The 25,531-nt window shown below is 67.4% G+C and carries 24 protein-coding genes; 11 read left to right on the top strand and 13 right to left on the bottom strand.

The features are described from left to right. Positions 1-62 precede the first annotated feature (62 nt). Positions 63-962, top strand: a complete 900-nt coding sequence (locus tag SRAH_RS07960) for a hypothetical protein (protein WP_029462815.1) — start codon at positions 63-65, stop codon at positions 960-962. On the opposite strand, the gene SRAH_RS07955 is transcribed toward SRAH_RS07960, so the two are convergent. From SRAH_RS07955 to SRAH_RS13030, 4 genes are all read right to left on the bottom strand, one after another. Further along, positions 887-4,123 carry a putative bifunctional diguanylate cyclase/phosphodiesterase gene (locus tag SRAH_RS07955; protein WP_052369137.1) on the bottom strand — a complete coding sequence of 1,079 codons (3,237 nt, stop codon included), beginning with the start codon at positions 4,121-4,123 and terminating at the stop codon, positions 887-889. The two genes, SRAH_RS07960 and SRAH_RS07955, sit on opposite strands and share 76 nt — an antisense overlap. Further along, positions 4,120-5,556 carry an FAD-binding oxidoreductase gene (locus SRAH_RS07950; protein WP_029462813.1) on the bottom strand — a complete coding sequence of 479 codons (1,437 nt, stop codon included), beginning with the start codon at positions 5,554-5,556 and terminating at the stop codon, positions 4,120-4,122. Before SRAH_RS07950 ends, SRAH_RS07955 begins: the two co-directional genes overlap by 4 nt. A 128-nt stretch (positions 5,557-5,684) precedes the next feature. Further along, a complete protein-coding gene (locus tag SRAH_RS13035; RefSeq protein ID WP_232841019.1) occupies positions 5,685-6,485 on the bottom strand; it encodes a methyl-accepting chemotaxis protein in 801 nt (266 codons plus the stop codon). Between the two features lie 27 nt (positions 6,486-6,512). Beyond that, positions 6,513-7,262 carry a methyl-accepting chemotaxis protein gene (locus SRAH_RS13030; RefSeq protein WP_232841018.1) on the bottom strand — a complete coding sequence of 250 codons (750 nt, stop codon included), beginning with the start codon at positions 7,260-7,262 and terminating at the stop codon, positions 6,513-6,515. Between the two features lie 143 nt (positions 7,263-7,405). Here SRAH_RS13030 and SRAH_RS07940 point away from each other — a divergent pair, with 143 nt between their 5' ends. The 8 genes from SRAH_RS07940 (at position 7,406) to SRAH_RS07905 (ending at position 14,431) form a co-directional block, all read left to right on the top strand. Beyond that, complete coding sequence (locus tag SRAH_RS07940) at positions 7,406-7,990, top strand: cob(I)yrinic acid a,c-diamide adenosyltransferase (protein WP_029462812.1); 585 nt, start codon at positions 7,406-7,408, stop codon at positions 7,988-7,990. Between the two features lie 220 nt (positions 7,991-8,210). Further along, complete coding sequence (gene flhD / locus SRAH_RS07935; RefSeq protein ID WP_082210127.1) at positions 8,211-8,588, top strand: flagellar transcriptional regulator FlhD; 378 nt, start codon at positions 8,211-8,213, stop codon at positions 8,586-8,588. Between the two features lie 41 nt (positions 8,589-8,629). Beyond that, entirely contained in the window at positions 8,630-9,172 is a 543-nt protein-coding gene (gene flhC, locus SRAH_RS07930) for a flagellar transcriptional regulator FlhC (protein WP_029462810.1), read from the top strand. Between the two features lie 117 nt (positions 9,173-9,289). Continuing rightward, entirely contained in the window at positions 9,290-10,324 is a 1,035-nt protein-coding gene (locus SRAH_RS07925; RefSeq protein ID WP_029462809.1) for a sulfate ABC transporter substrate-binding protein, read from the top strand. A gap of 121 nt (positions 10,325-10,445) precedes the next feature. Then, positions 10,446-11,456, top strand: coding sequence for a sulfate ABC transporter substrate-binding protein (locus tag SRAH_RS07920; RefSeq protein WP_052369136.1), 1,011 nt, complete (start codon positions 10,446-10,448; stop codon positions 11,454-11,456). Continuing rightward, on the top strand, positions 11,457-12,377 hold the full coding sequence (gene cysT, locus SRAH_RS07915) for a sulfate ABC transporter permease subunit CysT (protein ID WP_029462807.1): 921 nt from the start codon (positions 11,457-11,459) through the stop codon (positions 12,375-12,377). Beyond that, complete coding sequence (cysW, locus tag SRAH_RS07910; RefSeq protein WP_029462806.1) at positions 12,374-13,306, top strand: sulfate ABC transporter permease subunit CysW; 933 nt, start codon at positions 12,374-12,376, stop codon at positions 13,304-13,306. The genes cysT and cysW overlap by 4 nt, the downstream gene beginning before the upstream one ends. 36 nt (positions 13,307-13,342) lie before the next feature. After that, the gene (locus SRAH_RS07905; protein WP_029462805.1) at positions 13,343-14,431 is read left to right on the top strand and encodes a sulfate/molybdate ABC transporter ATP-binding protein; all 1,089 of its coding nucleotides are present in this window, start codon (positions 13,343-13,345) and stop codon (positions 14,429-14,431) included. Between the two features lie 22 nt (positions 14,432-14,453). Here SRAH_RS07905 and SRAH_RS07900 read toward each other — a convergent pair whose 3' ends face one another. Further along, positions 14,454-15,341, bottom strand: a complete 888-nt coding sequence (locus SRAH_RS07900) for a LysR family transcriptional regulator (protein ID WP_029462804.1) — start codon at positions 15,339-15,341, stop codon at positions 14,454-14,456. Positions 15,342-15,444: 103 nt separating this feature from the next. Here SRAH_RS07900 and SRAH_RS07895 point away from each other — a divergent pair, with 103 nt between their 5' ends. Then, entirely contained in the window at positions 15,445-15,798 is a 354-nt protein-coding gene (locus SRAH_RS07895; RefSeq protein ID WP_029462803.1) for a TFIIB-type zinc ribbon-containing protein, read from the top strand. A gap of 224 nt (positions 15,799-16,022) precedes the next feature. Here SRAH_RS07895 and SRAH_RS07890 read toward each other — a convergent pair whose 3' ends face one another. From SRAH_RS07890 to argP, 8 genes are all read right to left on the bottom strand, one after another. After that, on the bottom strand, positions 16,023-17,339 hold the full coding sequence (locus SRAH_RS07890) for a THUMP domain-containing class I SAM-dependent RNA methyltransferase (RefSeq protein WP_029462802.1): 1,317 nt from the start codon (positions 17,337-17,339) through the stop codon (positions 16,023-16,025). Between the two features lie 5 nt (positions 17,340-17,344). Beyond that, a complete protein-coding gene (rpoN, locus tag SRAH_RS07885; protein WP_029462801.1) occupies positions 17,345-18,937 on the bottom strand; it encodes an RNA polymerase factor sigma-54 in 1,593 nt (530 codons plus the stop codon). Between the two features lie 12 nt (positions 18,938-18,949). Further along, positions 18,950-19,708 carry an LPS export ABC transporter ATP-binding protein gene (gene lptB / locus SRAH_RS07880; protein WP_029462800.1) on the bottom strand — a complete coding sequence of 253 codons (759 nt, stop codon included), beginning with the start codon at positions 19,706-19,708 and terminating at the stop codon, positions 18,950-18,952. Then, complete coding sequence (gene lptA, locus SRAH_RS07875; RefSeq protein ID WP_232841017.1) at positions 19,705-20,355, bottom strand: lipopolysaccharide transport periplasmic protein LptA; 651 nt, start codon at positions 20,353-20,355, stop codon at positions 19,705-19,707. Before lptA ends, lptB begins: the two co-directional genes overlap by 4 nt. 103 nt (positions 20,356-20,458) lie before the next feature. Next, complete coding sequence (locus SRAH_RS07870) at positions 20,459-21,112, bottom strand: thiol:disulfide interchange protein DsbA/DsbL (protein ID WP_029462798.1); 654 nt, start codon at positions 21,110-21,112, stop codon at positions 20,459-20,461. Positions 21,113-21,227: 115 nt separating this feature from the next. Then, on the bottom strand, positions 21,228-21,884 hold the full coding sequence (locus SRAH_RS07865) for an SPOR domain-containing protein (protein WP_232841016.1): 657 nt from the start codon (positions 21,882-21,884) through the stop codon (positions 21,228-21,230). Then, a complete protein-coding gene (argS, locus tag SRAH_RS07860; RefSeq protein ID WP_029462796.1) occupies positions 21,884-23,587 on the bottom strand; it encodes an arginine--tRNA ligase in 1,704 nt (567 codons plus the stop codon). The genes SRAH_RS07865 and argS overlap by 1 nt, the downstream gene beginning before the upstream one ends. 59 nt (positions 23,588-23,646) lie before the next feature. Next, complete coding sequence (gene argP / locus SRAH_RS07855) at positions 23,647-24,573, bottom strand: HTH-type transcriptional regulator ArgP (RefSeq protein ID WP_029462795.1); 927 nt, start codon at positions 24,571-24,573, stop codon at positions 23,647-23,649. A 297-nt stretch (positions 24,574-24,870) separates the two neighbouring features. Between argP and SRAH_RS07850 the strand changes: the two genes are divergently transcribed. Then, a complete protein-coding gene (locus SRAH_RS07850; RefSeq protein WP_439645545.1) occupies positions 24,871-25,518 on the top strand; it encodes a LysE/ArgO family amino acid transporter in 648 nt (215 codons plus the stop codon). The last annotated feature ends 13 nt before the right edge of the window (positions 25,519-25,531 follow it).

Genomic DNA, 25,531 nt, shown 5'->3' with positions numbered 1-25,531 from the left:
GCAATCGCTGCCCCAGGCCCCAACAAGCCAAGCCAAAAGTCGCCCCCCCGCCCCACGCCCCCATGCTTAGCTGGCTGCACCGCATCCCTTGGCCCCTGCCGCCGCTGCTGGTGTGGCTGCTCGCTTGGGGCGCTTACCTGGTGCTGACCCAAGCCGGGCAAGGCCCTGGCACGGCGGCGGTGCTGATCAGCCTGGCAGGCTGTCTTGCGGCGCGCTGGGGGCAGAGCCGGGGGCGGCGGCTCATCATCGGGCTGGGCTTCCCCCTGTCTTGGCTCTGGCTGGCCGACTGGGCCACCTTGGCCGCGCCGCTGTGGCTGCTGCCGCTGGCGGTGCTGCTGCTGCTGTATCCGCCTTCGGCCTGGCGCCTGCACGACCCCGCCGCCGAGCCCGATTTCGGCGACTTGCGCGAACGCCTGGAGTTGCCGCCGATGGCGCGCATCGTGGCCGTGGGGCCGCTTCCGGGGCTGCCGAATAGTCAGCCCCTGGGGCCGCTGCTGCGGGCGCTGGAGCGCGCCTTCCCGGATGCGCGCCACACCGGCCTGTGCCCCGGTTGGGCCGACTGGCTCCGCGCGCACCTGAGCGGCACCCAAGCGCACTTGCTGCGCGCCGACCCTTGGCGCAGCGATTGGTCGGCCTGCGAACTGCTGCTGCTGGCGCTGCCCACACCAGCCAGCGCTGCAGTGCCGGGGGCCAGCAAGCCCACCAGCCCCTTGACGGCAGCAAACGCAGGGCACGCAGCCCACCATGCAGCCCTCGAAGCCGCCGTGCACAAAGCCGCTCGCGAGCTGCCCCCCGGCGCGTGGCTGGGCAGCCTCGGCCAACCTTTGCCCAGTTGCCAGCCCAGCCTAGAGTGGTCCTGCCCCCAAGGCGGCACGCTCTGGCTCTATCAGGCCCCTTGGCCTTCTTCGGCCAGCCAGCGCCCAATGAGCGCCTCGGCCGGCTCTGGGCGGCCAAAGAGATAGCCCTGCATCAGGGCCCCGGGGTGAAGCCGGAAAATCGCAGCCTGTTCGTCGGTTTCCACCCCTTCGGCCACCACCCGCAACTGCATCAGGCTGGCAACCGACAACATGGCCGCCACCAACGCTGCATCGCCCGGGTTGTTCGGGGCGTCTTGCACAAAGCTGCGGTCGATTTTGAGCTCGTGAATGGGCAGTGTTTTCAGGTACGAGAGCGAGGAGTAACCGGTGCCAAAATCGTCGATGGAAAAGCGCACCCCCAAGCCAGACAGAAAGCCCATGCGCTCGATCACCTGCTCCACCTGGCGCAGCACCACGCTTTCGGTGAACTCCAGCATCAGGTCGTCACCGGACGCTGCGTGGCGCTGCAACACCTGCTGCAAGCGCAGGCTGAAGTCGGTCTGGTGAAACTGGTGCGGGCTGATGTTGACCGAAATCGGCAGCGGTCGCCCAAGTGCGCGCAACCGACCAATCCAAGCGCAGGCTTGCTCCAGCACCCATTGGCCCAAGGGCTCGATCAGGCCGGACTCTTCAGCCAACCCGATGAACTGCACCGGCCCCATGAGGCCACGCTGCGGGTGTTGCCAGCGCACCAGCGCCTCGGCGCCGACCATGCGCCCGAGCGCATCGACTTGCGGCTGCAAATACAGTCGCAATTCGCCCGCCTCGATGCCGCGCCGCAGGTCTTGCTCTAGCGCAAAGCGCTCGGCTACCCATTGGCCCATGCGGGCGTCAAAAAACACGCTCTGGTTGCCGCCGGCGTCTTTGGCTTGGTGCAACGCTGTGTCAGCCCGGCGCAGGGCCTCGGCGGCGCGCTCGTCGGCAATGCCATCGAGCAGCGTGACTCCGATGCTAAGGCTCAAGCGCAGCGCATCGGCGCCCACCACCACGGTTTGTTCGAACAGGCGGTGCAAGTCGCTGGCGCGGCGCATCAGGGCCGCCGCCGCCAAGCTGGCGTCGTGCCCGAGATCCACCATCAGCAGTGCGAATTCGTCGCCGTTGAGGTGCGCCAGCAGTTCTTTGGCTGCCACATCAGGCTCCTGAACCTGCTGGCGCAAGCGCTCAGACACCGCCAGCAGCACGGCATCGCCTTGGGTGCGCCCAAGGGCGTCGTTGAGCGCCTTGAAGCGGTCGAGGTTGAGGATCAGCAGCCCCGCAAACTCCCCGTTGCCGTTGCGGTGGCGCAAGGCCCGGCCTATGTCGGCCAGCAGACGCTGCCGGTTGGGCAAGCCCGTGAGCGGATCGAACCAAGCCAGCAGTTCGACCTGTGCCTCGGCGTCGCGCTGCGCCGTCACGTCCATTTGCACGGCAATGTATTGCACCACCTGGCCGCCGTGGGGGTCGCGCAGGGGCGCGATGGTGGCCGCCATGTGGCTGTGGCTGCCGTCTTTGTTGGTGTTGATGAGTTCGCCCTGCCAGACTTGGCCGGTCAGCAGCGCCTGCCACATCTGGCGGTAGGTGTCGCTTGGAGTGCGGTTTGATTGCAACAGGCGCGGGTTTTGGCCCTGTACCTCGGTGGCGCTGTAGCCGCTGATGCGCTCAAAAGCGGGGTTGACGTACTCGATATGGCCCTGCGCGTTGGTGATGAGCACCGCCGCCGGGCTTTGCGCCGTGGCTTGCGAGAGCAGCCGTATTTGCCGCTCGGCGCGGCGGCGCTCGCGGATGTCGCGCGAAACGCCTTGCACCTGGGCGGGTCGGCCCTGTGCGTCGAACACGATGCGGGCTGAAATCTCAACCGGCACGGCCTGGCCGTCTTTGTGCCGATGGCTGAGTTCGATCCAGATGTTTTGGGCGCTGGCGTCCCCGGCCGCCAATCGCTCTAGGTGGCGGCGCAGGACCTCGCGAATGTGGGCCACCACCGCGGGCTCAAACATGGCTGTGAGGGGCAGGTGGGTGCGTTCTTGGGGGTCGTAGCCCAGCAACCGCTCAATCGACGGACTGACATAGAGCTGGCGCTCGCTGGCCAGGTCAAACAGCCAGACCACGTCGTTGGCGTTCTCTGCCAACAGCCGGTAGCGGGCCTCGCTCTCTCTCAAGCGCACTTGGGCGCGCTCCAGCGCCGCTAGCGCCTGCGTGGCGCTGGCAAGCTGGCGCCGCTGCAGCAGCAAGCGGGTGCCGCCCAAGGCCAGCAGCAGGGCCAGCGTGCCGGTCAGACCCAGGCCGAGCAAGGCGCGATGGGCCCAGCCCATCAGTTCGGTGTGGTCGGCTTCCACCTGCACGATCCAGTCGGTGCCTTCAACCGGCAGCAGCATGGCCAGTGCCGGGTGGCCGTGGTCATCAGGGCCGTGCACCAAGGTGCCGGTGGCGATTTCGCCGCGCAGCAGGCGCTGGGCGAAGGTTTGCGCGGGGTCGTGCGGGCCCGGGGTCGAGGCAAGCGCGGGCAGATCGGACCAGTAATGCACCTGCTGGTCGCGGATGGAAAACAAGCGTGCGCTGCCGCTGTGTTTCTCCAGCGGCCACTGCGTGAGTGCAGCATGAAAATATGGGGGCCGTTGTGCATGCAGCGCCACCAGCGCCGGGGCAAAGCCCGGCGGGTCCAGCAGCCCCACATAAGCCAGTTGCACCCGGCCTTGGGCGTCGCGCCACGGGCCCACCACCTGGGCCTGCCCCTTTGCACGCACGTTCTGCAAGCCGGCGCTCAGAGTCGGGTGGCTGGGTGAGGCCTGCGAGGCGGAATGCCATAGGCTCTGCAAGCTGGAGTCGAACAACTCGATGGAGGCGATCGAGGGCGCGTGGGCGTAGTCGTGCAGCAGCTTGCTCATCAATTCCATGCGCTCGATGCCTGGTTGGGCCTGGTCTTGCGCCCAGATCTGATCCAAGGTGTCGCGGTGCTGCAGCAGGGTGGCGGCGGCCAGGCGCTCGCGGTGCCAGTCGGCCAGACGCTGCGCCATGCCAAAGGCGGTGGCTTGCAGTTGCGCCTCGGCGCGCGCCTGGGCTTGCTGCCACACGTACCCGCCCGCCAGCACGGTGGCGGCCAGGATGACCGCGCTGATCAGCCCCGCCACCAGCCACGGCAGCCCCTGGGGCGCGCTGCCCTTGCTCAGCGCGGGGCTTTCGGTGCTGCCGGGCTGGGAAGGGGTGTGGGCCGTAGCAGCAGCAAGGCCTGCGCCGATTGCATCGGGCAGAGGTGCCGGCTGGGGTTCGGGCCTAGGGCTGTGCGGGCTCACAAAAATATCTTGCCGGGGTTGAAAATTCCCTGCGGGTCGAGCGCTTGCTTGAGGCTGCGCATGGTGTCGATGGCGGCCGCTCCGGCCTCTTGGCGCAAAAAGTCGATTTTGTGCAGCCCCACGCCGTGTTCGCCGCTGCAGGTGCCGTCGAGCGCCAGCGCGCGCGCCACCAGGCGCTGATTCAGCCCTTCGGCCACGGCGCGCTCGGCCACGCTGTGCGGGTCGATCAGGTAGCCAAAGTGGAAGTTGCCGTCGCCCACGTGCCCCACCAAGAAGTAGGGCAGGCCCGAGGCCTCGGCGTCGGCCACCGAAGCCAGTAGGCAGTCGGCCAGGCGGCTGATGGGCACGCAGGCGTCGGTGGTGATGGCGCGGCAGCCGGGCCGGGTTTGCAGCGCGGCAAAGTAGGCCTGGTGGCGCGCCGCCCAGAGCCGGCTGCGCTGCTCGGGCGTGTCGGCCCACTCAAAGGCGGCCCCGCCGTGCTCGTGGCAGATTTCCTGCACCTGCTCGGTTTGCTCGCGCACCGCCGCCGGTGAGCCGTGAAACTCCATCAGCAGCAGCGGCTGCTCGCGCAGCCCAAGCTTGGCGTGCGCGTTCACGGCGCGCACCGTGGCGGCGTCGAGCAGCTCGCAGCGCGCGATCGGCACCCCATGCTGGATGGTGGCGATGGTGCTGCGCACCGCGGCCTCGATGCTGGGAAAGCCGCAAATGGCTGCCACCACCGCCTGCGGCAGCGGGTACAGGCGCAGCGTGAGCTCGGTGATCACGCCCAGCGTGCCCTCGCTGCCCACATACAGGCGCGTGAGGTCGTAGCCGGCGCTGGACTTTTTGGCGCGGCTGCCGGTGCGCAACACCTCGCCCTGGGCGTTGACCACTTCGAGCGCCAGCACGTTGTCGCGCAGGGTGCCGTAGCGCACCGCGTTGGTGCCGCTGGCGCGGGTGGCGGCCATGCCGCCCAGGCTGGCGTCGGCGCCGGGGTCGATCGGGAAAAACAGCCCCTGGTCGCGCAGCACCGCGTTGAGCTGCAGCCGCGTCACGCCCGGCTGCACGGTGGCGCTCAGGTCTTCGGGGTGCAGCGCCAGCACGCGGTTCATGCGCATCAAGTCGAGGCTGATGCCGCCTTGCACCGCCAGCAACTGCCCTTCGAGCGAGGAGCCCGCGCCAAAGGGAATCAGCGGCACCCGGTGCTGCGCGCACAGGCGCACGGCATCGGCCACATCGGTGGTGGATTCGGCATAGACTACGGCACCGGGCGGCGGCACGTCGATGTAAGCCGACTCATCGCGCCCGTGCTGCTCGCGCTGCGCCAGCGCGGTGCTGCACTGGCCCGGCCCAAAGCGCTGCTGCAGCGCGGCCAAGAAGGCCGGCGGCAGTGGTGGGGGTGGGTTAGGCGCAGCGGGTGTGGCGGTGGCTGGCCCAATGGGGGTATGGTTCATGGGTGCAAGCTCCTAAACACCCTGATTTAAAAATTTACTGCCACAAATGGTATCACAGCGCAAGATCCAATTTTTTGCCATGGTTAAACGCATGGGTATGCACGGCAGTTGCAGGCCGTGCTTGGCATCTAGCGCGGTTGCGAGGGGCCACTGGCGTGCTGGGGCAGCTTGAAAATGCCGATTGCGTTGCTGACTTGCACCGTTTGATCTGACAGGTTGCTGGTGGCCGCAGCCGCTTGTTCCACCAGCGCCGCGTTTTGTTGGGTCACGGTGTCCAGGTGCCCCACGGCTTGGTTCACCTGCGCGATGCCAGTGCCTTGTTCGCGTGCCGCGGCCGAGATTTCGGTCATGACGCCGGCGACCTTGGCAATGGAGCCAATCACGTGTTCCATCGACGCGCCGGCGCGCGTCGTTAGCGTCAAACCGGTATTGGCTTGGTTCAGTGACTCGGTAATCAGGGTTTTGATCTCTTTGGCGGCGGCTGCGCTGCGCTGAGCCAAGGCCCGCACTTCACTGGCCACGACCGCAAAGCCACGCCCCGACTCGCCAGCGCGGGCCGCTTCGACGGCGGCGTTGAGTGCCAAAATGTTGGTCTGGAACGCAATGCCGTCGATCACTCCAATGATGTCGCCGATCTTGCGCGACGACTGGTTGATGCCTTGCATGGTTTGCACCGCGCTGGCCACCACCTGACCGCTTTCTTGGGCTGCTTGCGTGGCCCGGCTGGCCAAGGCACTGGCCTGTTCGGCATTGCCCGCGCTTTGCGCCACGGTGGCGTTCAGTTGCTCCATGCTGGCCGCGGTTTGCTCGAGGCTCGAGGCTTGGGCTTCGGTGCGGTTGGAAAGGTCCATATTGCCCGCGGCCAGTTGGCGTGTTTCGAGGCGAATGGCCTCGAAGTTGTGGCGCACATCGCCGATGATGCTGCGCAAATTGATGTTGGTTTGGCGCAGCGCGTTTTACAACTGCCCCACGGGGTCTTCGCCCGCTGGGGGCATGGACTGGGTTAAGTCTCCGCCAGCCAAAATCCGGGCCTGAGCGGTGATTTCACGCAGTGGAGCCAAGACGCGCTGGTTCATCAGCCACATGGCCCAAACCAAGCTGGCGCCCCCAGCCGCCGCCAGCGCCGCACCCAGCCCGGCGCCGCCGAGCAGGCCCAGCGCTTGCAGGCCCAACAGCAGCATGCACCCCAGGGCCAACCCGGTGGCGGTTTTGAGCTGCAATTGCAAGTCAAAGCGCTGCAGCAGTTGCTGGGTGGGCGTGAGCACGCGCCCGCGCTGCACGCGCAGCCGGCGCGGGTTGCCTGCCCGAAGCTCTTGGTAGGCTTGCTCGGCTTGCTGCACCAAGGCCCGTGCGGGCTTGGTGCGGACCGACAGGTAGCCCGCTGGCTGCCCGCGCTCGTACACCGGGGTGACGTTGGCCTGCACCCAGTAGTAATCGCCTTTTTTGGTGCGGTTCTTGACCAGTCCGGTCCACGGGAGGCCGCCCTTAAGGGTTGCCCACATATCGGCATAAGCCGCAGGGGGCATGTCGGGGTGGCGCAGGATGTTGTGCGGAGCGCCCAGCAGCTCGTGGGGCGCAAAGCCGCTGACCTCGACAAAATACGCGTTGCAGTAGGTGATGTGGCCTTGCAGGTCGGTGGTGGAGACGATGGAGGCACCGTCGCGCAGAACGATTTCGGTTTGGGTGACGGGCTGGTTGTTGCGCATGGGGCTTTCTCTGCAGGACGAACACTTGTGACAAAATTAGCCCAAGAAACCCTGCGCCCGCAGATAAAAAGATGAAAGGTGAGTTGTCCTGACATTTTATTATCAATCTGCTGGCGCCCAATTGAATAACCACAGGCAAGATCATGGGTAATCGGCTGACGCAAATCGCCACCCGCACCGGCGACGCCGGCACCACCGGGCTGGGCAATAACCAGCGCGTGAGCAAGAGCAGCCTGCGCATCCACGCCATGGGCGAGGTCGATGAGCTCAACTCCCAGCTTGGGCTGCTGCTGTGCGAGCCGCTGCCGCAAGATGTGCGTGCGCTGCTCGACGCCATCCAGCACCAGTTGTTCAACTTGGGCGGCGAGCTCAGCATCCCCGGCTACGAGCTGCTGACCGGCGCGGCGGTGCTGGAGCTGGACCAGGCGCTGGCGCACTACAACGCGCAGTTGCCGCCGCTGCAAGAGTTCATCTTGCCCGCAGGCTGCCGCGCCGCCGCGCTGGCGCACGTGTGCCGCACCGTGGCGCGCCGCGCCGAGCGCCAACTGGTGGCGCTGGGCAACGAAGAAGCCCTGCACGAGGCCCCGCGCCAGTACCTGAATCGCCTGAGCGATTTGCTGTTTGTGCTGGCACGCGTGCTCAACCGCGCCGCTGGGGGCGACGATGTGTACTGGCGCAGCACCCGGCTGCAGCGCACCGATCCCGAGCCCGAGCAGCCGCAGGCCTAGCGCAGCCTGCTGTCCAGCGGGGCCACACGCCGCTGTGGCTGGTGGGCGTCTGCTGCCGTGTCAGAAATTGCCCTACAGCGCCCGGCGCAAACCCCGACGCATGCAACAGCCGCTTTCTGATTCAAGTTAAACAGGCCGGCTTTCACAATCCATTTCAACGCTTCGACGTTTTCCTGCTGTGCAACAGCAGGCGTCCCGAGGCCCCAACTGGAGAGTGAACATGAACGCCACCGCCATCGCCCCTGCTGCCACCCCCGTCTCGGCCCCCATCGGCGCTCCGGCCGCCTTGCTGGAGCAAATCCGCGAAGCCAACCTCACCTACCTGATGCTGGCGCAGCAACTCATCCGCCACGACTTGGGTGAGGCGGTCTATCGCCTCGGGGTGAGCGAAGAATCGGCCGAGCTGATCGCCGCCCTTTCGCCGGCGCAGGTGTTCAAACTCGCCAGCAGCAACACCCTGCTGTGCCGCATGCGTGCCGACGAAAACATGGTCTGGGGCCTGCTCACCAGCCGCCACAGCCCGCAGCGCAGCAGCAACGACACCACGCAGCAGCTGCACGCCAGCATCCTCATGGCCGGCCGTCTGGCCAGCGCCTAAGCGCTGCAAGCCCCGCATTCCTAGCCCCCAAGGAACACCCCATGAGCACCGCCACCAAAAGCCTGGTCAGTGAGAGCAAAGACATCGAACGCGCCGTGGCGCTGATCCACCTCGGGGCGCGTTTGCAGGTGCTCGAGAGCGAGACCGATCTGTCTTACGAAAAACTGCTGCGCCTGTACAAAGAGGTGGCGGGCAAATCGCCCAGCAAGGGGCAGTTGCCGTTTTCGACCGATTGGTTTCTGAGCTGGCAGCCCAATATCCACGCCTCGCTCTACGCCAACATCGCCGAATACCTGGATAAAACCGTGGCCCTGGAGCCGATCGAGGTGGTGATGAAGGCCTACAAACTCTACGCCGAGCAGATGCAGCTCTGCGGCATCGAGCCGCTGCTGAGCGTGACCCGCGCTTGGCGCCTGAGCAAGTTCATGGCCGCCAATATGCTGGTGCGCACCCGCTGCACCTGCTGTGGCGGGCATTTCGTGACCGACACCTACGAAAACGCGCGCTACTTCGTGTGCGGGCTGTGCAAGCCGCCAGCGCGGGCGGGCAAGGGCCGGGCGGCGGGCGGGCTGCGGCTGGAGTGAGCCGTGGCCAAGTGTTTATAGCCAGAAAGCATAACGTTACGAAATATAATTCGTTGGAGTTTTGAGGAAACCCTTGCATGATGAGGCCACCACGCTTCAATCACCGAGGATTTTTTCATGACGCATCGCCGCCAATTCCTGCAATTGCTGGGTGCCAGCGCCATCGGCCCCGCCGCCTTGAGCCTTGCCAGTGCTTCCACACCAGCCACCCCCGCCGCGCCGCTGACGCTGCTCAACGTTTCCTACGACCCCACGCGCGAGCTCTACGCCGAGTTCAACCCCTTGTTTGCTCAGCACTGGCGCGAGCGCACTGGCCAAGCGCTGTCTTTTCAGCAAGCGCACGGTGGCTCCGGGCGGCAAGCGCGCGCCATCATCGACGGGCTGGCCGCCGACGTGGCCACGCTGGCCCTGGCGGCTGACATCGACGCCTTGCACCACAACGGCAACTGGGTGCCGCGCGACTGGCAGCGCCGCCTGCCGCACAACAGCACGCCCTACACCTCGACCATCATCTTTGTGGTGCGCAGCGGCAACCCGAAAAACATCCGCGACTGGGGCGACCTGGTGCGCCCGGATGTGCGCGTGGTCACGCCCAACCCCAAAAGCTCGGGCGGGGCGCGCTGGAACTACTTGGCGGCATGGGAGTTTGCGCGCCGCCAAAGCGGCAGCGTGGCCGGCGCACGCGACTTCATCACGCGCCTGTACCGCAACGTGCCAGTGCTCGATGTGGGCGCCCGCGGTGCCGCCACCAGCTTTGCGCAGCGCAACCAGGGCGACGTGCTGCTGGCCTGGGAGAACGAGGCCCATTTGCTGGAAAAAGAATTTGGGCAGCGGGTGGATTTCGTATACCCCAGCATCAGCATCTTGGCCGAGCCCCCGGTGACGGTGGTGGACCGCAACGTGGAGCGCAAAGGCAGCCGCGCCGCAGCCCAGGCCTACTTGGAACACCTCTACAGCGAAGCCGGGCAAGACCTGGTCGGCAAACACTTCTACCGCCCGCGCTCGGCCGCGGCACAGGCCAAGTATGCGCGCCAGTTCCCGGCGCTGACCTTGTTCACCATCGACGAAGCCTTTGGCGGCTGGAGCAACGCCACCCGCGAGCACTTTGCCGAAGGGGCGCTGTTTGACCAGATTTTTACGCAGCGGCGCTAAAGCCAGGGCAGCAAACAATCAAAAGCTATTTAAAAACAAAAACAAAGTAGTTTGTCATATGAAGAAGCCGGGGCACACTCGCGCTTCGCACCGTATGCCTCTAGCCCTTGGAGCCCCTCTCATGAAACCCAGTAAGCGTGGCCTGTTGGCCGTTTTTGCCCTTTTTACCCTGCTGTTCAGCCCTTGGGCGCTGGCGCAGGGCACCCTGCTCAATGTGTCGTTCGACGTGTCGCGCGAGTTTTACCGCGAGATCAACGCCGCCTTTGTCGCACAGCAGCAGCAGCAGCGCGGCGCGCCCGAGCTGCGCATCGACATGTCGCACGCCGGCTCCAGCGCCCAGGCACGCGCAGTGGCCGACGGGCTGGCAGCCGATGTGGTAACCATGAACACCGTCACCGACATCGACTTTTTGGTCAGCCGCGGCGTGGTGGCCACCGACTGGCGCCAGCGCTTTGCCAACCAGGCGGTGCCCACCACCTCCACCATGCTGTTTCTGGTGCGCCAAGGCAACCCGAAAAACATCCGCGACTGGAGCGACCTGATCCGCCCCGGCGTGCAGGTGGTGGTGGTCAACCCCAAGACCGGTGGCAACGGTCGCATGGCTTATCTGGCGGCTTGGGGCTATGTGCGCAGCAAGGGTGGCAGCGACGCCGATGCCGCCGCCTTCGTGCGCCAGCTCTACCGCAACGTGCCGGTGCTGGCGCGCGGCGGGCGCGATGCCACCGGGGTGTTTTTGCAGCGCAACATCGGCGACGTGCTGGTGACCTTTGAGTCGGAAGTGATTTCGGTCGAGCGCGAGTTTGGCGTCGGGCGTGTGGATGTGGTGCACCCGAGCGTGAGCCTGCTCACTGAAAACCCGGTGGCGCTGGTGGAGCGCACCGTGAACCAGCGCGGCTCGCGCGAGCTGGCCACGGCCTACCTGAACTTCCTCTACAGCGAGCAGGGGCAAGAGATTGCGGCGCGGCACCACTTCCGCCCGCGCAACCCCGAGGTGCTGCGCCGCCACGCCCAAACCCTGCGCCCGATCCGGCTCTTTACCGTGGAGCAACACTTTGGCTCCTGGGCCGAGGCGCAGCGGGTGCATTTCAACGACGGCGGCACCTTCGACCAGATTTTCGAGGCGCGACGCTAAATGGCTGCCGCATCCGCTCTGGTGCTCGAGGGCGCGGCAGCGCCTGGTGGGCGCAAACCCGGCGCGCCGCAGGCGCAGACGCAAACCAAGCGGCGCGCGGTCAAGCGCGTGCTGCCCGGCTTTCACCTGGCGCTGGGTTACACGGTGTTCTACCTCAGCCTGATCGTGCTGATTCCGCTGGCGGCGCTGATACTCAAAACTTTTGAGATGAGCTGGGCCGAGTTCTGGGACGCGGCCACCACACCGCGGGCGCTGGCGGCTTACCGGCTCTCGTTTGGGGCGGCGCTGCTGGCGGCGCTGTTCAACCTGGTGTTTGGGCTGCTGCTGGCCTGGGTGCTGGTGCGCTACACCTTCCCCGGCAAAAAGATTGTCGATGCGCTGGTGGACCTGCCCTTTGCCTTGCCGACAGCGGTGGCGGGCATTGCGCTGGCTGCGATTTTGGCCGGCAACGGCTGGATCGGGCAGTTCTTTGAGCCGCTGGGCATCCAGCTCGCCTTCAACCCGACCGGGGTGGTGATTGCGCTCATCTTTGTCGGTCTGCCCTTTGTGGTGCGCACGGTGCAGCCGGTGCTGCAAGACGCCGAACGCGAGCTCGAAGAAGCAGCGCAGTGCCTGGGGGCGACGCGCTGGCAGATATTTTGGCGCGTGATTTTGCCGACCATCATCCCAGCGCTCATGACCGGCTTTGCCATGGCCTTTGCGCGCGGTGTGGGGGAGTTTGGCTCGGTGATCTTCATTGCCGGCAACATCCCCATGGTGTCGGAGATCGTGCCGCTGGTGATCATCGGCCGCCTAGAAGCCTTTGACTACCAGGGTGCGGTGGCGCTGGCTTCGGTGATGCTGCTGTTTTCCTTCGTCATGCTGCTGGCCATCAACGCTTTGCAAGGCTGGCAGCGCAGCCGCTCCGGGGGTGGCCTGTGAGCGCCGCGGAGGGGCGCTCCGGGCGCGTCGGCGTGCGCCAAGGCGAGGCACCCTGGGTGCGGCGCCTGCTGATCGGGCTGGCGCTGGGCTTTATGTTCCTGTTCCTGGTGCTGCCGCTGCTGGCGGTGTTCACCGAGGCGCTGCGGCTGGGCTGGGGGGCGTATATCGAGGCCCTGCGCGACCCCTACGCCATGTCGGCCATTCGGCTCACGCTGCTGGTGGCCGCGATCACGGTGCCGCTGAGCCTGGTGTTTGGGGTGGCGGCGGCGTGGGCGGTGGCCAAGTTCGAGTTCTGGGGCAAGTCTTTCCTGACCACGCTGATCGACCTGCCGTTTTCGGTCTCGCCGGTGGTGGCGGGCTTGATTTACGTGCTGGTGTTCGGGGCCCAGGGCTGGTTTGGGCCGTGGCTGGACGAGCGCGGCATCCAGATCATCTTTGCCGTGCCGGGCATTGTGCTGGCCACGCTGTTCATCACCTTCCCCTTCATCGCCCGCGAGCTGATTCCGCTCATGCAGGCGCAGGGCACCGACGAGGAGCAGGCGGCGCTGGTGCTTGGGGCCAGCGGCTGGCAGACCTTTTGGCGCGTGACCCTGCCCAATATCAAGTGGGGCCTGATCTACGGCGTGATTTTGTGCAACGCACGCGCCATGGGCGAGTTTGGCGCGGTCTCGGTGGTGTCGGGCCACATCCGTGGCCAGACCAACACCATGCCGCTGCACGTGGAGGTGCTGTACAACGAATTCCAGTCGGTGGCGGCCTTTGCCGTGGCCTCGCTGCTGGCGCTGCTGGCGCTGGTGACGCTGGTGATCAAGTCGGTTTCCGAGTGGCGCATGGAGCGCGAAATGAAGGCCCTCGACGCCATGGCGCCCGAGCGCCCCGGCGCAGCCGCTGGCGCCGCCAGTCCGTCATGGGCCGGGCGCCCGATTTGAAGCCCGGCACGCAAAAGATATTTTGAAAGACACCCCATGAGCATCGAAATCCGCCAAGTTTCCAAGCATTTTGGCAACTTTCACGCGCTGAAAAACATCGACCTCGACATCGAATCGGGCGAGCTGCTGGCGCTGCTGGGTCCCTCGGGCTGCGGCAAAACCACGCTGCTGCGCATCATCGCTGGGTTGGAAACGCCCGAGCATGGGCACATTTTGTTCAGCGGCCAAGACACCACCGACGTGCACGTGCGCGAGCGCAACGTGGGCTTTGTGTTCCAGCACTACGCCCTGTTTCGGCACATGACGGTGTTTGAGAACGTGGCCTTTGGGCTGCGCGTGAAACCGCGCCGCGAGCGCCCGAGCGAGGCACAGATAAAAGAGCGCGTGCACGAGCTGCTGAGCCTGGTGCAGCTCGACTGGCTGGCGGACCGCTACCCTTCGCAGCTCTCGGGCGGGCAGCGCCAACGCATTGCGCTGGCGCGCGCGCTGGCGGTGCAGCCGCGCGTGCTGCTGCTCGACGAGCCCTTTGGCGCGCTCGACGCCAAGGTGCGCAAGGAGCTGCGGCGCTGGCTGCGCCGCCTGCACGACGAGCTGCAGGTGACCAGCATCTTCGTCACCCACGACCAAGAGGAAGCGCTGGAAGTGGCCGACCGCGTGGTGCTGATGAACCAGGGCCGCATCGAGCAGGTGGGCACGCCGCAGCAGGTGTGGGAGCACCCGGCCAGCCCCTTCGTCTATGGTTTTCTGGGCGATGTGAACCTGTTTCACGGCCGCGCCCACGAGGGCCAGTTGCACCTCGAAGGGGTGGCGATCGACACGCCCGAGCACGCGCTGGCGCAGGACGCGCAAGCCTTTGCTTATGTGCGCCCGCACGACCTGGAGGTGGAGCGCTGGCGCCCGGGCGCGGTGGGGATTGCGGCCGAATTGCAGCGTCTGGTGGTGGTCGGGCCGATTGCGCGCCTCGAGCTGCAGCCGCTGGACGCCGAAGCCCCCGATGGGCACGACCCGCTGATCGAGGCCCAGATACCGGCCGAGCGGCTGCGCGCGCTGGGTCTTAAAGAGGGCGATCGGGTGCTGCTATCGCCCAAGAAGGCGCGCGTGTTTTTGCAGCCGCAGCCGGCCTAAGGGCGGGCCAGCAAGCAGCAGATCAAGCCCCCTCCTGTTCAAGCAGGCGGCGCAGCAGCGGGTGCGCCACCCGGCGCTCTAGGCTGAGGGCGTAGCAGGGGGCTGACACGCCCTCGCACACGCCGACGAGGGCCGCGCCGTGGCGCTGTTGCAGGGTTTCGGCCAGCGCCAGCGCCGCCGGGAATACCCCCATGCCCTGGCCGCCAAAGGTTTCGAGCAGGGCGCTGTCTTCAAACTCGCCCGCGATGCGCGGCGTCAGGCCATGCCGCGCCAGCCACTGGTCGAGCTGCGCGCGCACGCTGGCGTGGCGCGTGGGCAGCAGCAGCGGCAGCCCTTGTAGCGCAGCCGGGAAGGCGCGCTGGGCGGCGTGCAACCAGGGCGGCGCAGCAAACCAGCCGTAGGCGCTGCTGGCCAGGCGGTGGTGGTGCACCTTCAGGTGGGCGCGGCTGCTCACCGGGTGGTCGGTGAGCACCACATCGAGCCGGTGCATGGCCAGGTCGGCCAGCAGGTCGTCGATCTCGCCGTCGTGGCAGATCAGGTGCAGATCGGGCACATCCAGCACCGGGCGCAGCAGGCGCAGCACCTCCAGCTTGGGCAGCCCGTCGGCCAGGCCCACGGCCAGCCGCACCCGGGGCGCCAGCGCCGCTTGGCGCAGCAGCGTGGGCAGCGCCTCGCCGAGCTCAAAAATCTGCTGCGCCTGGCGCGCAGCCAGCACACCGGCCTCGGTCAGGGCCACGCCGCGCCCAGCCGGCTTGAGCAACTGGCAGCCCAGCGCTTTTTCCAGCTCGCGCACTTGGGCGCTGACGGTTTGCACCGCCATGTCGAGCCGTGCGGCGGCCTTGGACATGCCGCCTTCCTGGGCCACGATCCAGAAGTAGTACAGGTGGCGGTAGCTGTAGGCCAGGCTCATGTTCAGCTTGTTGCGATAAGAGATTGTCTGATTTTCTGCTTTTTCTAGGACACCAGAAGCCCTAGACTGCAAACTCCCCTCAACTGGCCTCAAGGAGCCGCGTATGAAATGCCCCAATTGTGTGGATGTGGAGCTGCTGATGAGCGACCGCCAAGGCGTCGAGATCGACTACTGCCCCCAGTGCCGTGGCGTCTGGCTGGACCGTGGCGAGCTCGACAAGCTGATCGAGCGCAGCCTCGGCCAAGCCCCTGCCGGGCGCAGCGGCGCCCAGGTGCGTCAACCGGATTTTGCAGACTCCGACTTTCGCAAGCGCAGCGGTGGCTTCACCCAGGGCGGCGGGCTGGGCAGCAAACTGGGGGGCTTGGCCGGTGGCCTGACGGGCGGACCCTTGGGCGGTTTTGCCGCAGGCTCCGGGCAGAGAAAGAAAAAATCGTGGCTGAGCGATATTTTTGACTGAAGCCGCCACGCACCGAGCCGGTGCCCGCAGAAAGCAGGCGAAAAAAAACCTGGCTCTAGAGGAGCCAGGTTTGGAAGCCTTTTTGCTGTCACACACAAAGGCGCCCGCTCAGGGAGGAAAAGCGGGGGGCCGGTGTTAAACGACCCGAGGAAAGTATAAACCAAGTTCCGCACAGACATCGGCTGGGCCGGTCAAAAAGCCCGTATAGCCAACATAGTTGTGTGCTATTCGGGGGCGGGGTCGGCGGGCTGGGCACCAGCGCGGGGTGTGCGGGCGCTGCCGGCCACCAGGTCAAAACGAAACAGGCGGCATTCGATCGGGCCGTTCCACAGCGGCACCCTGCGCGTGGCTTTGAGGCGCATGTGTGAGGGCAGTTGGGGGTCTGGGCTCAGCAGCCAAGCGGTCCAGCCGGCGTAGTTTTTTTTCCAGTGGCTGGCCAGTTGCGAGAAAAATGCCGTGTTTTCCTCGCCATCGGCGTGGCGGGCGCTTTCGCGGCCGGCACCGGGCACGAGCCCCTGCGCCGGCTGCGGTCGGGCCCGCGTTTGCGCCGACTGTCCGGCCACCCCGGCCGCCGCAATGCGCTCGCCATAGGGCGGGTTGAGCAGCATCACCCCCGGCGATGGGCAAGGTGGCAGGCGCTCTAGGGCATCGCCGCCGCGCCACTCGATGGCCTGCGCCACGCCGGCGCGCTCGGCGTTGCGGCGCGCAAAGTCCACCATCCGAAACGCCACATCCGAACCAAAAACCAAGGGCCGGCCACCCGGCACGGGCCGTTCGGCGGCCACGGCTTGCTGGCGCAGCGCCTGCCAGCGTGCGGGCTGGTGTGGCAACAGACGCTCGAAGCCAAAGCGGCGCAATTTGCCCGGTGCGATGTGCAGCGCCCGCTGCGCCGCCTCGATCGCCACCGTGCCGCTGCCGCAGCAGGGGTCGTAGAGCGGCTGCGGCTGGCCTTGCGCATCGAAGCCGGTCCAGCCGCTGGCGGCGATCATGGCCGCGGCCAGCGTCTCTTTGAGCGGCGCATCGCCGGTGTCGGTGCGCCAGCCGCGCTTGAAAAGGGGCTCGCCCGAGGTGTCGATGTAGAGCCAGACCTGATCTGGCCCGAGGTGGGCGTGCAGGCGCACCTCGGGGTGCAGCGTCTCCACGCTGGGGCGCTGCCCGAGGCGCTCGCGCATGCGGTCGCACACCGCGTCTTTGATGCGCAGGGCGGCAAAATTGAGGCTCTGGAACGGGCTGTGCTGGGCCGTGAGTTCGACCTTGAAGGTCTGCGCGGGCGTGAACCACAGCTCCCATAGCACGGCGTAGGCAGCCTCGTAGAGCGCGTCTTCATTGGGGCAGGGTTGCAGCGCCAGCCGCACCAGCACGCGCTGCGCCAGCCGGCTGTGCAGGTTCAGGCGCAGCATGTCGTCCCAGTCGCCCGTGAGCTCGACCCCGCCGCGCTGGCGCCGCACGTTTTGGGCTGCCGGGCAAATCTGTTGCACCTCGGCCAGCAGGTAGTCTTCCACCCCGGCGGGGCAGGGCAGGAACAGGGTCAGGTTGTGCATGGGGTTCAGAGCGCTTTGCGCAAATGGGTGGGGGCAATGCGCAGCGCCTCGCGGTATTTGGCCACGGTGCGGCGCGCGCAGGCGATGCCTTGGGCTTTGAGCAGGTCAGCGAGCTGGTTGTCGCTCAGGGGGTGGCTGGGGTTTTCGGCGGCAATCAGTTGCTGGATCAGGGCCCGCACCGCGGTGCTGGAGGCGCTGGAGCCGGCCTCGGTGGCCAGCGCCGAGCCAAAAAAATATTTGAATTCGAAGGTGCCCTGGGGCGTGGCCATGAACTTGGAGCTGGTGACGCGGCTGATGGTGGATTCGTGCAGCCCCACTTCGTCGGCGATTTCGCGCAGCACCAGCGGCCGCATGGCCAAGGCACCGTGCTGAAAAAACGGGCGCTGGCGCTCCACGATCGCGCTGGCGACGCGCAAGATGGTGTCAAAGCGCTGCTGGATGTTTTTGATGAACCAGCGCGCCTCTTGCAGGTGCTGCTGCAGCCCCACGTGGGACTGTCCGCCCCCCCGGCCTTGGCGCAAGGCCAGGGCGTAGGTGTCGTGCACACGCAGCCGCGGCAGCACCTCGGGATTGAGCGCGACCTTGAAGCCGCGCCCCTGCGCCGTCACGATCACATCGGGGCGCAACTGGTGCGGTTCCAGCACCGCAAAGCGGCGTCCGGGCTTGGGTTCGAGGCGGGCGATCAGGCCAAAGGCGGCCCGCACCAGCGCCTCGTTGCAGCGGCACAGTTGGGCCAGGCGGCGGCTGTCGCGCCGCGCCAGATAGTCGAGCGGCTGCTGGCAGATGGCCAGCGCGGTGCGGCTCTCGGGGCTGTTGCGCAGCTCCAGAATCTGCAGTTGCAAGCACTCGGCCAAGTCGCGCGCGCCCACGCCGGTGGGCTCCATCTGCTGCAGTTGCGCCAAGGCCTGCTGCAGGGCCTTGTGCCAGTGGGCCTGCCGCTGCGCAGGGTCGGGCGCCGGCTCGGCACCGGCGCGCTCCATGCGGCACAGGGCGGCGGCCAACTCGTCCAGCCCATCGGCGAGGTAGCCGTCGTCGTCGAGCGATTCGATGAGCGCGTGCAAGGCCAGTGCCACCTGGGGTTCGACCCGCAGGGCGCAGGCTTGCTGGTGCAGGTGCTGCGTCAGAGATTCGGGCGCGCGCGCCCAGTCGGGCCCGGCACCGTTGTCGTCCTCGGGCGCGGCGCCGGCGCGGGCGGCGCCCGGCTCACCCCAGTCGCCCGGCTCGCTGGACTCGGCGAAATCTCCCCCATCGTGGCGCTCGGCCTCTGGGTCGCCACCGGAGTCTGCCGCTGCGCCGGTCCAGGCGGCCTCGAAAGCGGTGTCGAGGGCGGGCACTTCATCGGGCGCGCCAGCACCCGCATCGGGGCTGGCAGGCGCATCCCGTTCGGGGCTGTCCAAGGCGGTCAAGGGCGGCGCCTCAGGGCCGGCCTCGAACGGCTCGTCGGCGTGGTCGGGCTCCAAAAACGGGTTGTCGTCGAGCATCTGCCCGATCTCTTGCTCCAGCTCCAGCGTGCTCAATTGCAGCAGGCGGATCGACTGCTGCAACTGCGGCGTAAGCGCCAGGTTTTGGCTCAGGCGCAGCGATAGGCCTTGTTTCATGGCCGCACAGTTTTAGAGGCGAAAGTGCTCGCCCAGATAAACGCGGCGCACCTCCGGGTTGGCCACGATCTCGGCCGGCGTGCCTTGGGCCAGCACGCGGCCCTCGTTGATGATGCAGGCGTGGTCGCAGATGCCCAGCGTTTCGCGCACGTTGTGGTCGGTGATGAGCACGCCGATGCCGCGCTCCTTCAAAAAGCCGATGATGCGCTGGATCTCGATTACGGCGATGGGGTCGATGCCGGCAAAGGGCTCGTCGAGCAGGATGAAGCGCGGCTCGGTGGCCAGGGCGCGGGCGATCTCGACCCGGCGCCGCTCGCCGCCCGAGAGCGCCGGCGCCGGCGAGTCGCGCAAGTGGCCCACGTGCAGTTCGTCCAGCAAGGCATCGAGGCGCTGTTCGATGCGCTGCGGCGACAGCGGCCGGCCGTCGGCGTCGCGCTGCAGTTCCAGCACCGCGCGCACGTTTTCGGCCACCGTGAGCTTGCGAAAGATCGAGGCTTCTTGGGGCAGGTAGCCCAGCCCCATCTGGGCGCGGCGGTGGATGGGCAGGCGGTCGATGCGCTGCCCATCGAGCAAGATGGTGCCGGCGTCGGGGCGGATGAGCCCGACGATGAGGTAGAACGAGGTGGTCTTGCCGGCCCCGTTGGGGCCCAGCAGGCCCACCACCTCGGCGCTGGCCAGGCGCAGCGACACGTCTTTGACGACTTGGCGGCGGCCGTAGCTTTTTTGCAGCCCGCGCACCTCCAGGCTGCTGCGCTCGGCGGCCTGAGTCATCGGCGCGGCTCCAGTTGCGGGCTGGTTTGAAGCGGAGCGGCGGCGGGGGCGGCGGGCGCTGCCGGGGCAGCGGCCGGGCGCGGGGTGATGAGCGCGCGCACGCGGCCAGCCGGGTTCTCGGGGGTGCGCGCCGCCGGGCCGCCGTCTACGGTGAAGCGCTCGGTCAGGCGGTTGACCACGATCAGGCTGCCGCTGGCTTGGTCGCTCAAGGCGCCGTCGCGCAGTCGGCGCAGCACGGCCTGGTCGACCAAGCGCAGGTTGCCTGTGGCAGCGTCGTACTCGATGCGCAGGGCCTCGCCTTCGAGCAGTTCGTTCAACCCCGGGCGTTGCTGGCGGAAAAAGGCGCGCTGACCGGGTGCGCCTTGCAGCACACCCGACTGATTGCCTTGGGCGTCTTGGCGCAACTCGGCGCGCTGGCCGCGCAGCACCAGCGTGCCCTGAGTGATCACCACGTTGCCAGTGAAAACGCTGACTTGCCCAGCTTGGTCGTGCTGGAGGGCATCGGCCTCGATCAGCATGGGTTGTTCGCGATCACTCGGCTGCGCCAGCGCGGGTGCGCCCAAGCACGCCAGAAGCAAGGCCAGCCCTAGCGCACGCCAGTGCGGGGCAGCCTTGGGGCGGGGGGTGGGGGCGGTGTGGGTGGGCACGAAAATTGCATCAATCAAGCGATGCAGGCATTGTAGCCACAGCCGGCGCGCAAGGCCATGCGCAACCTCCACGAATTGACACCACCCAAGGTCCGGTGCCGCCTCAGCCGCGCCGCACCCGCGCGATCAGGGCGTCGGCCACCTGCACCGTGCGCTGGGCTTGGCCGGGGATGTAGAAGCGCCCGGCTATGCCCAGCGCTGGTGTGCCCTCGACTTGGTAGGCGTCTTGCAACTGGGTGGCGCGGCGCACCCGGCCCACCACGGCAAAGGAGTTGTAGGTTTGGGTGAACTGGGCCCGGTCCAGCCCGGCGCTGGCGGCCCATTGGGCAATGGTCTCGGCGTTGTGCAGGCGTTGGCGCTGGGTGCCGTGGATGGCCTGGAACACGCGCTCGTGGTGGCTATCCAAGCGGCCCATGGCCTCCAGGGTGTAGAACAGCCGCTGCAGCGGCTCGAACTCGGGCGTGAAGCCGACCGGCACATGGCGCACCACCACGTCGGCGGGCACGGTCCGCTTCCAGGCTTTGAAAACGGGCACAAAGTTGTAGCAGTGGATGCAGGTGTAGGCAAAAAACTCCAGCACCTCGATGCGGCCGGCCGGTGCATCGACTGGGGCCGGTTGGCGCAAGCGGCGGTAGTGCGTGCCTTCGCGAAAAGCCTGGGCTGCGGCTGGGGTTTGGGCCCCCAGTGGCATCGCACTGCCGGTGGCAACGAGGCCGCCTAGGCCGGCCAAGGCTTGAGAAAATTGGCGTCTGTGCATGGTGCGTCCTTGATCTGAATCGGGCAAGCCCTGGGGGCTGCCCAGTCTGAGGCTGAAGGTGGGGCCTTGAAGTTCCGCGTGTTTACCGGCCGTTGCAACTGGCGTGCGGGCGGGCTTAGCGCGCCACCCGCACCAGTGCGGTTTCCACATTTTGCGCCTGCAGGCGCTGACCGACGGCGTCGGCCTCGGCTTGGGTGGCAAAGGGCCCCAGCCGGACCCGGAACAACGATCGGCCGTCTTGCGTGCGCTCGCTCACACTGGCCTCCAAGCCCAACATGGCGAGCCGGGCGCGCTGGGCTTGCGCCTCCTCGGCGCTGCCAAAGGCACCGGCTTGCACGAAATAGCTGATGCCAGCGGCTGCAGCCGCAGCAGGGGCTGCAGGAGGGGCCGCAGCGGCGGTGCGCTGTTCGATCAACTGGGCCAGCGGGTCGGCGGGCGTGGCGGCGCCGGGGGCTGGGCCTGCCGGCGTGGTTGGTGCCGCAGCCTCGGGCAGAGCGGCCGGACTGACGGGGCGGGTCGAGAGCCCGGCGTTGGGGTTCCAGTTGCGGTTCTGTTCGGCCTCTTGGGCGGCCGAGGGCACGGGCCCTTGGGCGTTGCGGTCTTCGAGGGGTGTGGCCGATCGGGTGACGTAAAGCGCCACCACCAGCGCCAGCGCCAAGCCCACCAGCAAGCCGGCGGCAAAACCCAGCAGCGTGCTGCCGCGATGGCGGGTATGGGGATGGGTGTGCATCAGGGGCTGGGTGTGGCTTGCGGGTTGTGGATGGGCGGGCATCACATCTTCTCGGGCGCGCTCACTCCGAGCAGCGCCAGTCCATTGTGCAGCACTTGGGCGGTGGCTGCAACCAGTGCCAAGCGGGCGTGTTTGAGCAGCGGGTCATCGACCAAAATCCGCTCGGCGTCGTAGTAGCTGTGGTAGGCGGCGGCCAGCTCGCGCAGGTAAAAACTCACGTCGTGCGGGGCAAAATCGGCGGCGGCGTGGCTCAGCACCTCGGGGTAGCGCGCCAACAGGCGCAGCAGCGCCTGCGCTTGCGGGCCTTGCAGGGGGCTGAGGTCCACGGTTTGCAAATGCTCGGGCGCACCGCCCCAAGCCGCCAGCACCGAGCAGATGCGGGCGTGGGCGTATTGCACGTAGTAAACCGGGTTGTCGTTGTTTTGTTGCACCGCCAGATCGACGTCGAAGGTGTATTCGGTGTCGGGCTTGCGCGAGAGCAGGAAAAAGCGCACCGCGTCGCGGCTGGTCCAGTCGATCAGGTCGCGCAGTGTCACGTAGCTGCCGGCGCGCTTGGAGATTTTCACCTCTTGCCCGCCGCGCAGCACGCGCACCATGGTGTGCAGCACGTAGTCGGGGTAGCCGCTCGGGATGCCGACCCCAGCCGCTTGCAGCCCAGCGCGCACGCGCGCAATGGTGCCGTGGTGGTCGCTGCCCTGGATGTTGACCACCTTGGTGTAGCCGCGCTCCCATTTGGCGATGTGGTAGGCCACATCGGGCACGAAGTAGGTGTAGCCGCCCTCGATCGGGCTGCCGTCGGCCGCCACGGTGGCGGACTTGCGCATGACCCGGTCTTTGTCGTCGCCAAAAGCGGTGCTGCGCAGCCACAGCGCGCCGTCTTGCTCGTAGGTGTGGCCGGATTCGACCAAGCGCTGCACCGTCTGCGCCACCCGGCCGCTGCTGTAGAGGCTGGATTCGAGGTAGTACTGGTCGAAGCGCACCGCCAGCGCCTGCAGGTCCAGGTCTTGTTCGTGGCGCAGCCAAGCCACGGCAAACTCGCGCATGCCGTCGAGGTCGGTCGGGTCGCCGCTGGCGCTGTAGCTGCGGTCGTCGGCGCGCACGGTCTGGCGCGCCAGAAAGCCGGCGGCGATGTCGGCGATGTATTCGCCGTTGTAGGCGGCCTCGGGCCAGTCGGGGTCGCCCGGTTTGCGGCCTTGGGCGCGCAAATGCACGCTGCGCGCCAGCGTTTCGATCTGCACCCCGGCATCGTTGTAATAAAACTCGCGGTGCACCTGCCAGCCTTGGCTGTGCAGCAAGTTGCAGATGGCATCGCCCAGGGCGGCCTGGCGCGCATGCCCGACGTGCAGCGGCCCGGTCGGGTTGGCCGAGACGAACTCGACCAGCACGCGCTGGCCGTTGCTGGGCTGCTGACCGTAGTGCGCCCCAGCCTGCAACACCTCGCGCAGCACCTGCTGCTGGGCGGCGGGCTGCAGGCGCAGGTTGATGAAGCCCGGGCCGGCGATCTCCAGCCCCTGCACCCAGCGCCCAAAGGCCGGCTGCGCCTGCAGTGCCGACACCAGTTGCTGCGCCAGCTGGCGCGGGTTGGTTTTGAGCTGCTTGGCCAGCGGCATGGCGGCGGTGCAGGCCCAGTCGCCGTGCGCGGCGAGCTTGGGCGACTCGAAGCGCGCCAAGTGGGCGGCACCGGGGGCGAGGCGTTCCAGCTCGTGCGCCAAGGCAGCGAGCAGTTCGGATTTGACACTGAGCATGGGGGGATTTTAGGGCTTGTCGGGGCCAGCCGCAGCGTGCGTGCCGGGTCTGGCCGACTTCAGCCCGGCAGCACAGGTCCCAGCGCCGCCGCCGCCGCGGCTTTGACGGCTTCGGTCAGGCGCTGCGCGCTGAGTGGCTCGTGCGCCCAGTGGTGCCAGTACAGCGCCACCTCGACCGTGGCCCCGGGCAGCAAGTCCACCAGCGGCGTGGCGCTGGCTGGGCGGCGCTGCAGATGCAGTTCGGGCACCATGCCCCAGCCCAGCCCGAGTTCGATCGCGGCCTCGAAGGCGTCGATGGCCGGGGCGAAGTGGCGCGGGTAGTGCGCCTGGTGCAGGCCGAAGTGCTGCGCCAGAAAGCGGTCTTGCAGCGCGTCTTTGCGGTTGAAAATCACGGCCGGCCACTCCAGCAAGCGGTGCACCGAGAGCGCCCCGGCGGGATGGTGGCTGCGCTGCGCCACCTCGGGCGTGGCCACGCAGCGGTAGCGCATGGTGCCCAGCGGCTCGGCCCGGCAGCCGGGCATGGCTTGCGCCAAGGTGCTGACGCAGCCCAGCACCTCGCCGCTGTGCAGCGCGTCGTGGGTGTGGTCCTGGTCGTCGATCCAGACGTCGAGCAGCAGGCGCTGCTGCAGCAACAGGGGCGCGACGCCGGGCAGGAACCAGCTCGCCACCGAATCGGCATTCACCGCCACCGACAGGCTGTGCCAGTGCGCGCGCTGCTGCAGCCCCGGGGCCGATCCCGCAAGCGCCCCCAGCAAATCGGCCTCCATCAGTTGCACCCGCTTGGCGTGCGCCAGCAGGCTTTGCCCGGCGGCGGTGGGGCGCACCCGTTTGCCGCGCACCAGCAGGCGCTGGCCGAGCGACTCCTCCAGCGCCTTGATGCGCAAGGACACCGCCGCCACCGTGAGCGACAGGCCGTGGGCGGCGGCGGCAAAGCTGCGCTGCTCGACCACGGCGCTGAGGGCTTGCAGTTGGCGCGGGTCGAGCATGGGTGGGCAGGCGGTGGCGGGTAGGGACGTGCGGACGAGGCGGCGGGTGCAGGAGTGGGAGCAGACGAACCAGTAGGGCATGGGTAGGGCAGCCCAACAGCCCCGACCCGCACATTTTATCAAGTTAAATTTAATCGAATCAATTTAATTTAAATCTACTAAACCAGGCTGTGGCTTGGGGCACACTCAAGCGCAGGCGCTGCCACTTGCGCGCCTCGGGTGTTTGGCCGCCGTGCCTGCCTAGGCCTTGATTGGCTGCAACCCCCTGCCCTTGCCTGCCCTTGCTGGAGAGTTTGCGTGACCCTGACCCTGTCCACCCCGGCCTTTGCCGCCGGCCTGCTGCTGAGCCTGTCGCTGATCATGGCGATCGGGCCGCAGAACGCCCATGTGCTGCGCATGGGCCTGCAGCGCCAGCACGTGGGGCTGACGGTGGCGGTGTGCGTGCTGGCCGACCTGGCGCTGATCGCCCTCGGGGTGCTGGGGCTGGCGCAGTTGGGCGGTTTGTCGGACAAGCTGCACGGCGCGCTGGTGGGGGCCGGGGTGGTGTTTTTGCTGATTTACGGTTGGCTTGCGTTTCAGCGCGCTTGGCAGCCGCCCACGGCTGCTGCAGGCCCGGTGGGTATGGGGGCAACTTCGGCAGCGTCGGCCCCGATTTCGCGCCGTCAAGCCGTGCTGGCCGCGCTGGCTTTTTCGTGGCTGAACCCGCATGCCTGGCTCGACACGGCGGTGCTGATCGGCAGCGCCTCGCTGGCATGGGGTGCCGCCGGCCCCGACTTTGGCTTGGGCGCGGCCACCGCCTCGCTGCTGTGGTTTTTGCTGTTGGGTGGGGCGGCGTTTTGGCTTGGGCAGCGGCTCAATTCGCTGCGCCTGTGGCGCGCCCTCGACGGCGTGGTGGCGTTGATGATGTGGGGCATGGCGGGGCTGCTGCTGCACAGCCTGTTTTGAGTGTGCAGCCGCA

The sequence above is a fragment of the Serpentinimonas barnesii genome, from assembly GCF_000696225.1.
GTDB lineage: Bacteria > Pseudomonadota > Gammaproteobacteria > Burkholderiales > Burkholderiaceae_C > Serpentinimonas > Serpentinimonas barnesii.
This window is presented reverse-complemented; position numbering and strand designations above follow the sequence as displayed.

Excerpts from the sequence above, each read along its gene's own strand:
- SRAH_RS07960 (WP_029462815.1), top strand. The coding sequence starts at position 63 with ATGCTTAGCTGGCTGCACCGCATCCCTTGGCCCCTGCCGCCGCTGCTG.
- SRAH_RS07950 (WP_029462813.1), bottom strand. The coding sequence starts at position 5,556 with ATGAACCATACCCCCATTGGGCCAGCCACCGCCACACCCGCTGCGCCT.
- SRAH_RS13030 (WP_232841018.1), bottom strand. The coding sequence starts at position 7,262 with ATGCGCAACAACCAGCCCGTCACCCAAACCGAAATCGTTCTGCGCGAC.
- SRAH_RS07940 (WP_029462812.1), top strand. The coding sequence starts at position 7,406 with ATGGGTAATCGGCTGACGCAAATCGCCACCCGCACCGGCGACGCCGGC.
- flhD (WP_082210127.1), top strand. The coding sequence starts at position 8,211 with ATGAACGCCACCGCCATCGCCCCTGCTGCCACCCCCGTCTCGGCCCCC.
- flhC (WP_029462810.1), top strand. The coding sequence starts at position 8,630 with ATGAGCACCGCCACCAAAAGCCTGGTCAGTGAGAGCAAAGACATCGAA.
- SRAH_RS07925 (WP_029462809.1), top strand. The coding sequence starts at position 9,290 with ATGACGCATCGCCGCCAATTCCTGCAATTGCTGGGTGCCAGCGCCATC.
- SRAH_RS07920 (WP_052369136.1), top strand. The coding sequence starts at position 10,446 with ATGAAACCCAGTAAGCGTGGCCTGTTGGCCGTTTTTGCCCTTTTTACC.
- cysT (WP_029462807.1), top strand. The coding sequence starts at position 11,457 with ATGGCTGCCGCATCCGCTCTGGTGCTCGAGGGCGCGGCAGCGCCTGGT.
- SRAH_RS07905 (WP_029462805.1), top strand. The coding sequence starts at position 13,343 with ATGAGCATCGAAATCCGCCAAGTTTCCAAGCATTTTGGCAACTTTCAC.
- SRAH_RS07900 (WP_029462804.1), bottom strand. The coding sequence starts at position 15,341 with ATGAGCCTGGCCTACAGCTACCGCCACCTGTACTACTTCTGGATCGTG.
- SRAH_RS07895 (WP_029462803.1), top strand. The coding sequence starts at position 15,445 with ATGAAATGCCCCAATTGTGTGGATGTGGAGCTGCTGATGAGCGACCGC.
- SRAH_RS07890 (WP_029462802.1), bottom strand. The coding sequence starts at position 17,339 with ATGCACAACCTGACCCTGTTCCTGCCCTGCCCCGCCGGGGTGGAAGAC.
- rpoN (WP_029462801.1), bottom strand. The coding sequence starts at position 18,937 with ATGAAACAAGGCCTATCGCTGCGCCTGAGCCAAAACCTGGCGCTTACG.
- lptB (WP_029462800.1), bottom strand. The coding sequence starts at position 19,708 with ATGACTCAGGCCGCCGAGCGCAGCAGCCTGGAGGTGCGCGGGCTGCAA.
- SRAH_RS07870 (WP_029462798.1), bottom strand. The coding sequence starts at position 21,112 with ATGCACAGACGCCAATTTTCTCAAGCCTTGGCCGGCCTAGGCGGCCTC.
- SRAH_RS07865 (WP_232841016.1), bottom strand. The coding sequence starts at position 21,884 with ATGCCCGCCCATCCACAACCCGCAAGCCACACCCAGCCCCTGATGCAC.
- argS (WP_029462796.1), bottom strand. The coding sequence starts at position 23,587 with ATGCTCAGTGTCAAATCCGAACTGCTCGCTGCCTTGGCGCACGAGCTG.
- argP (WP_029462795.1), bottom strand. The coding sequence starts at position 24,573 with ATGCTCGACCCGCGCCAACTGCAAGCCCTCAGCGCCGTGGTCGAGCAG.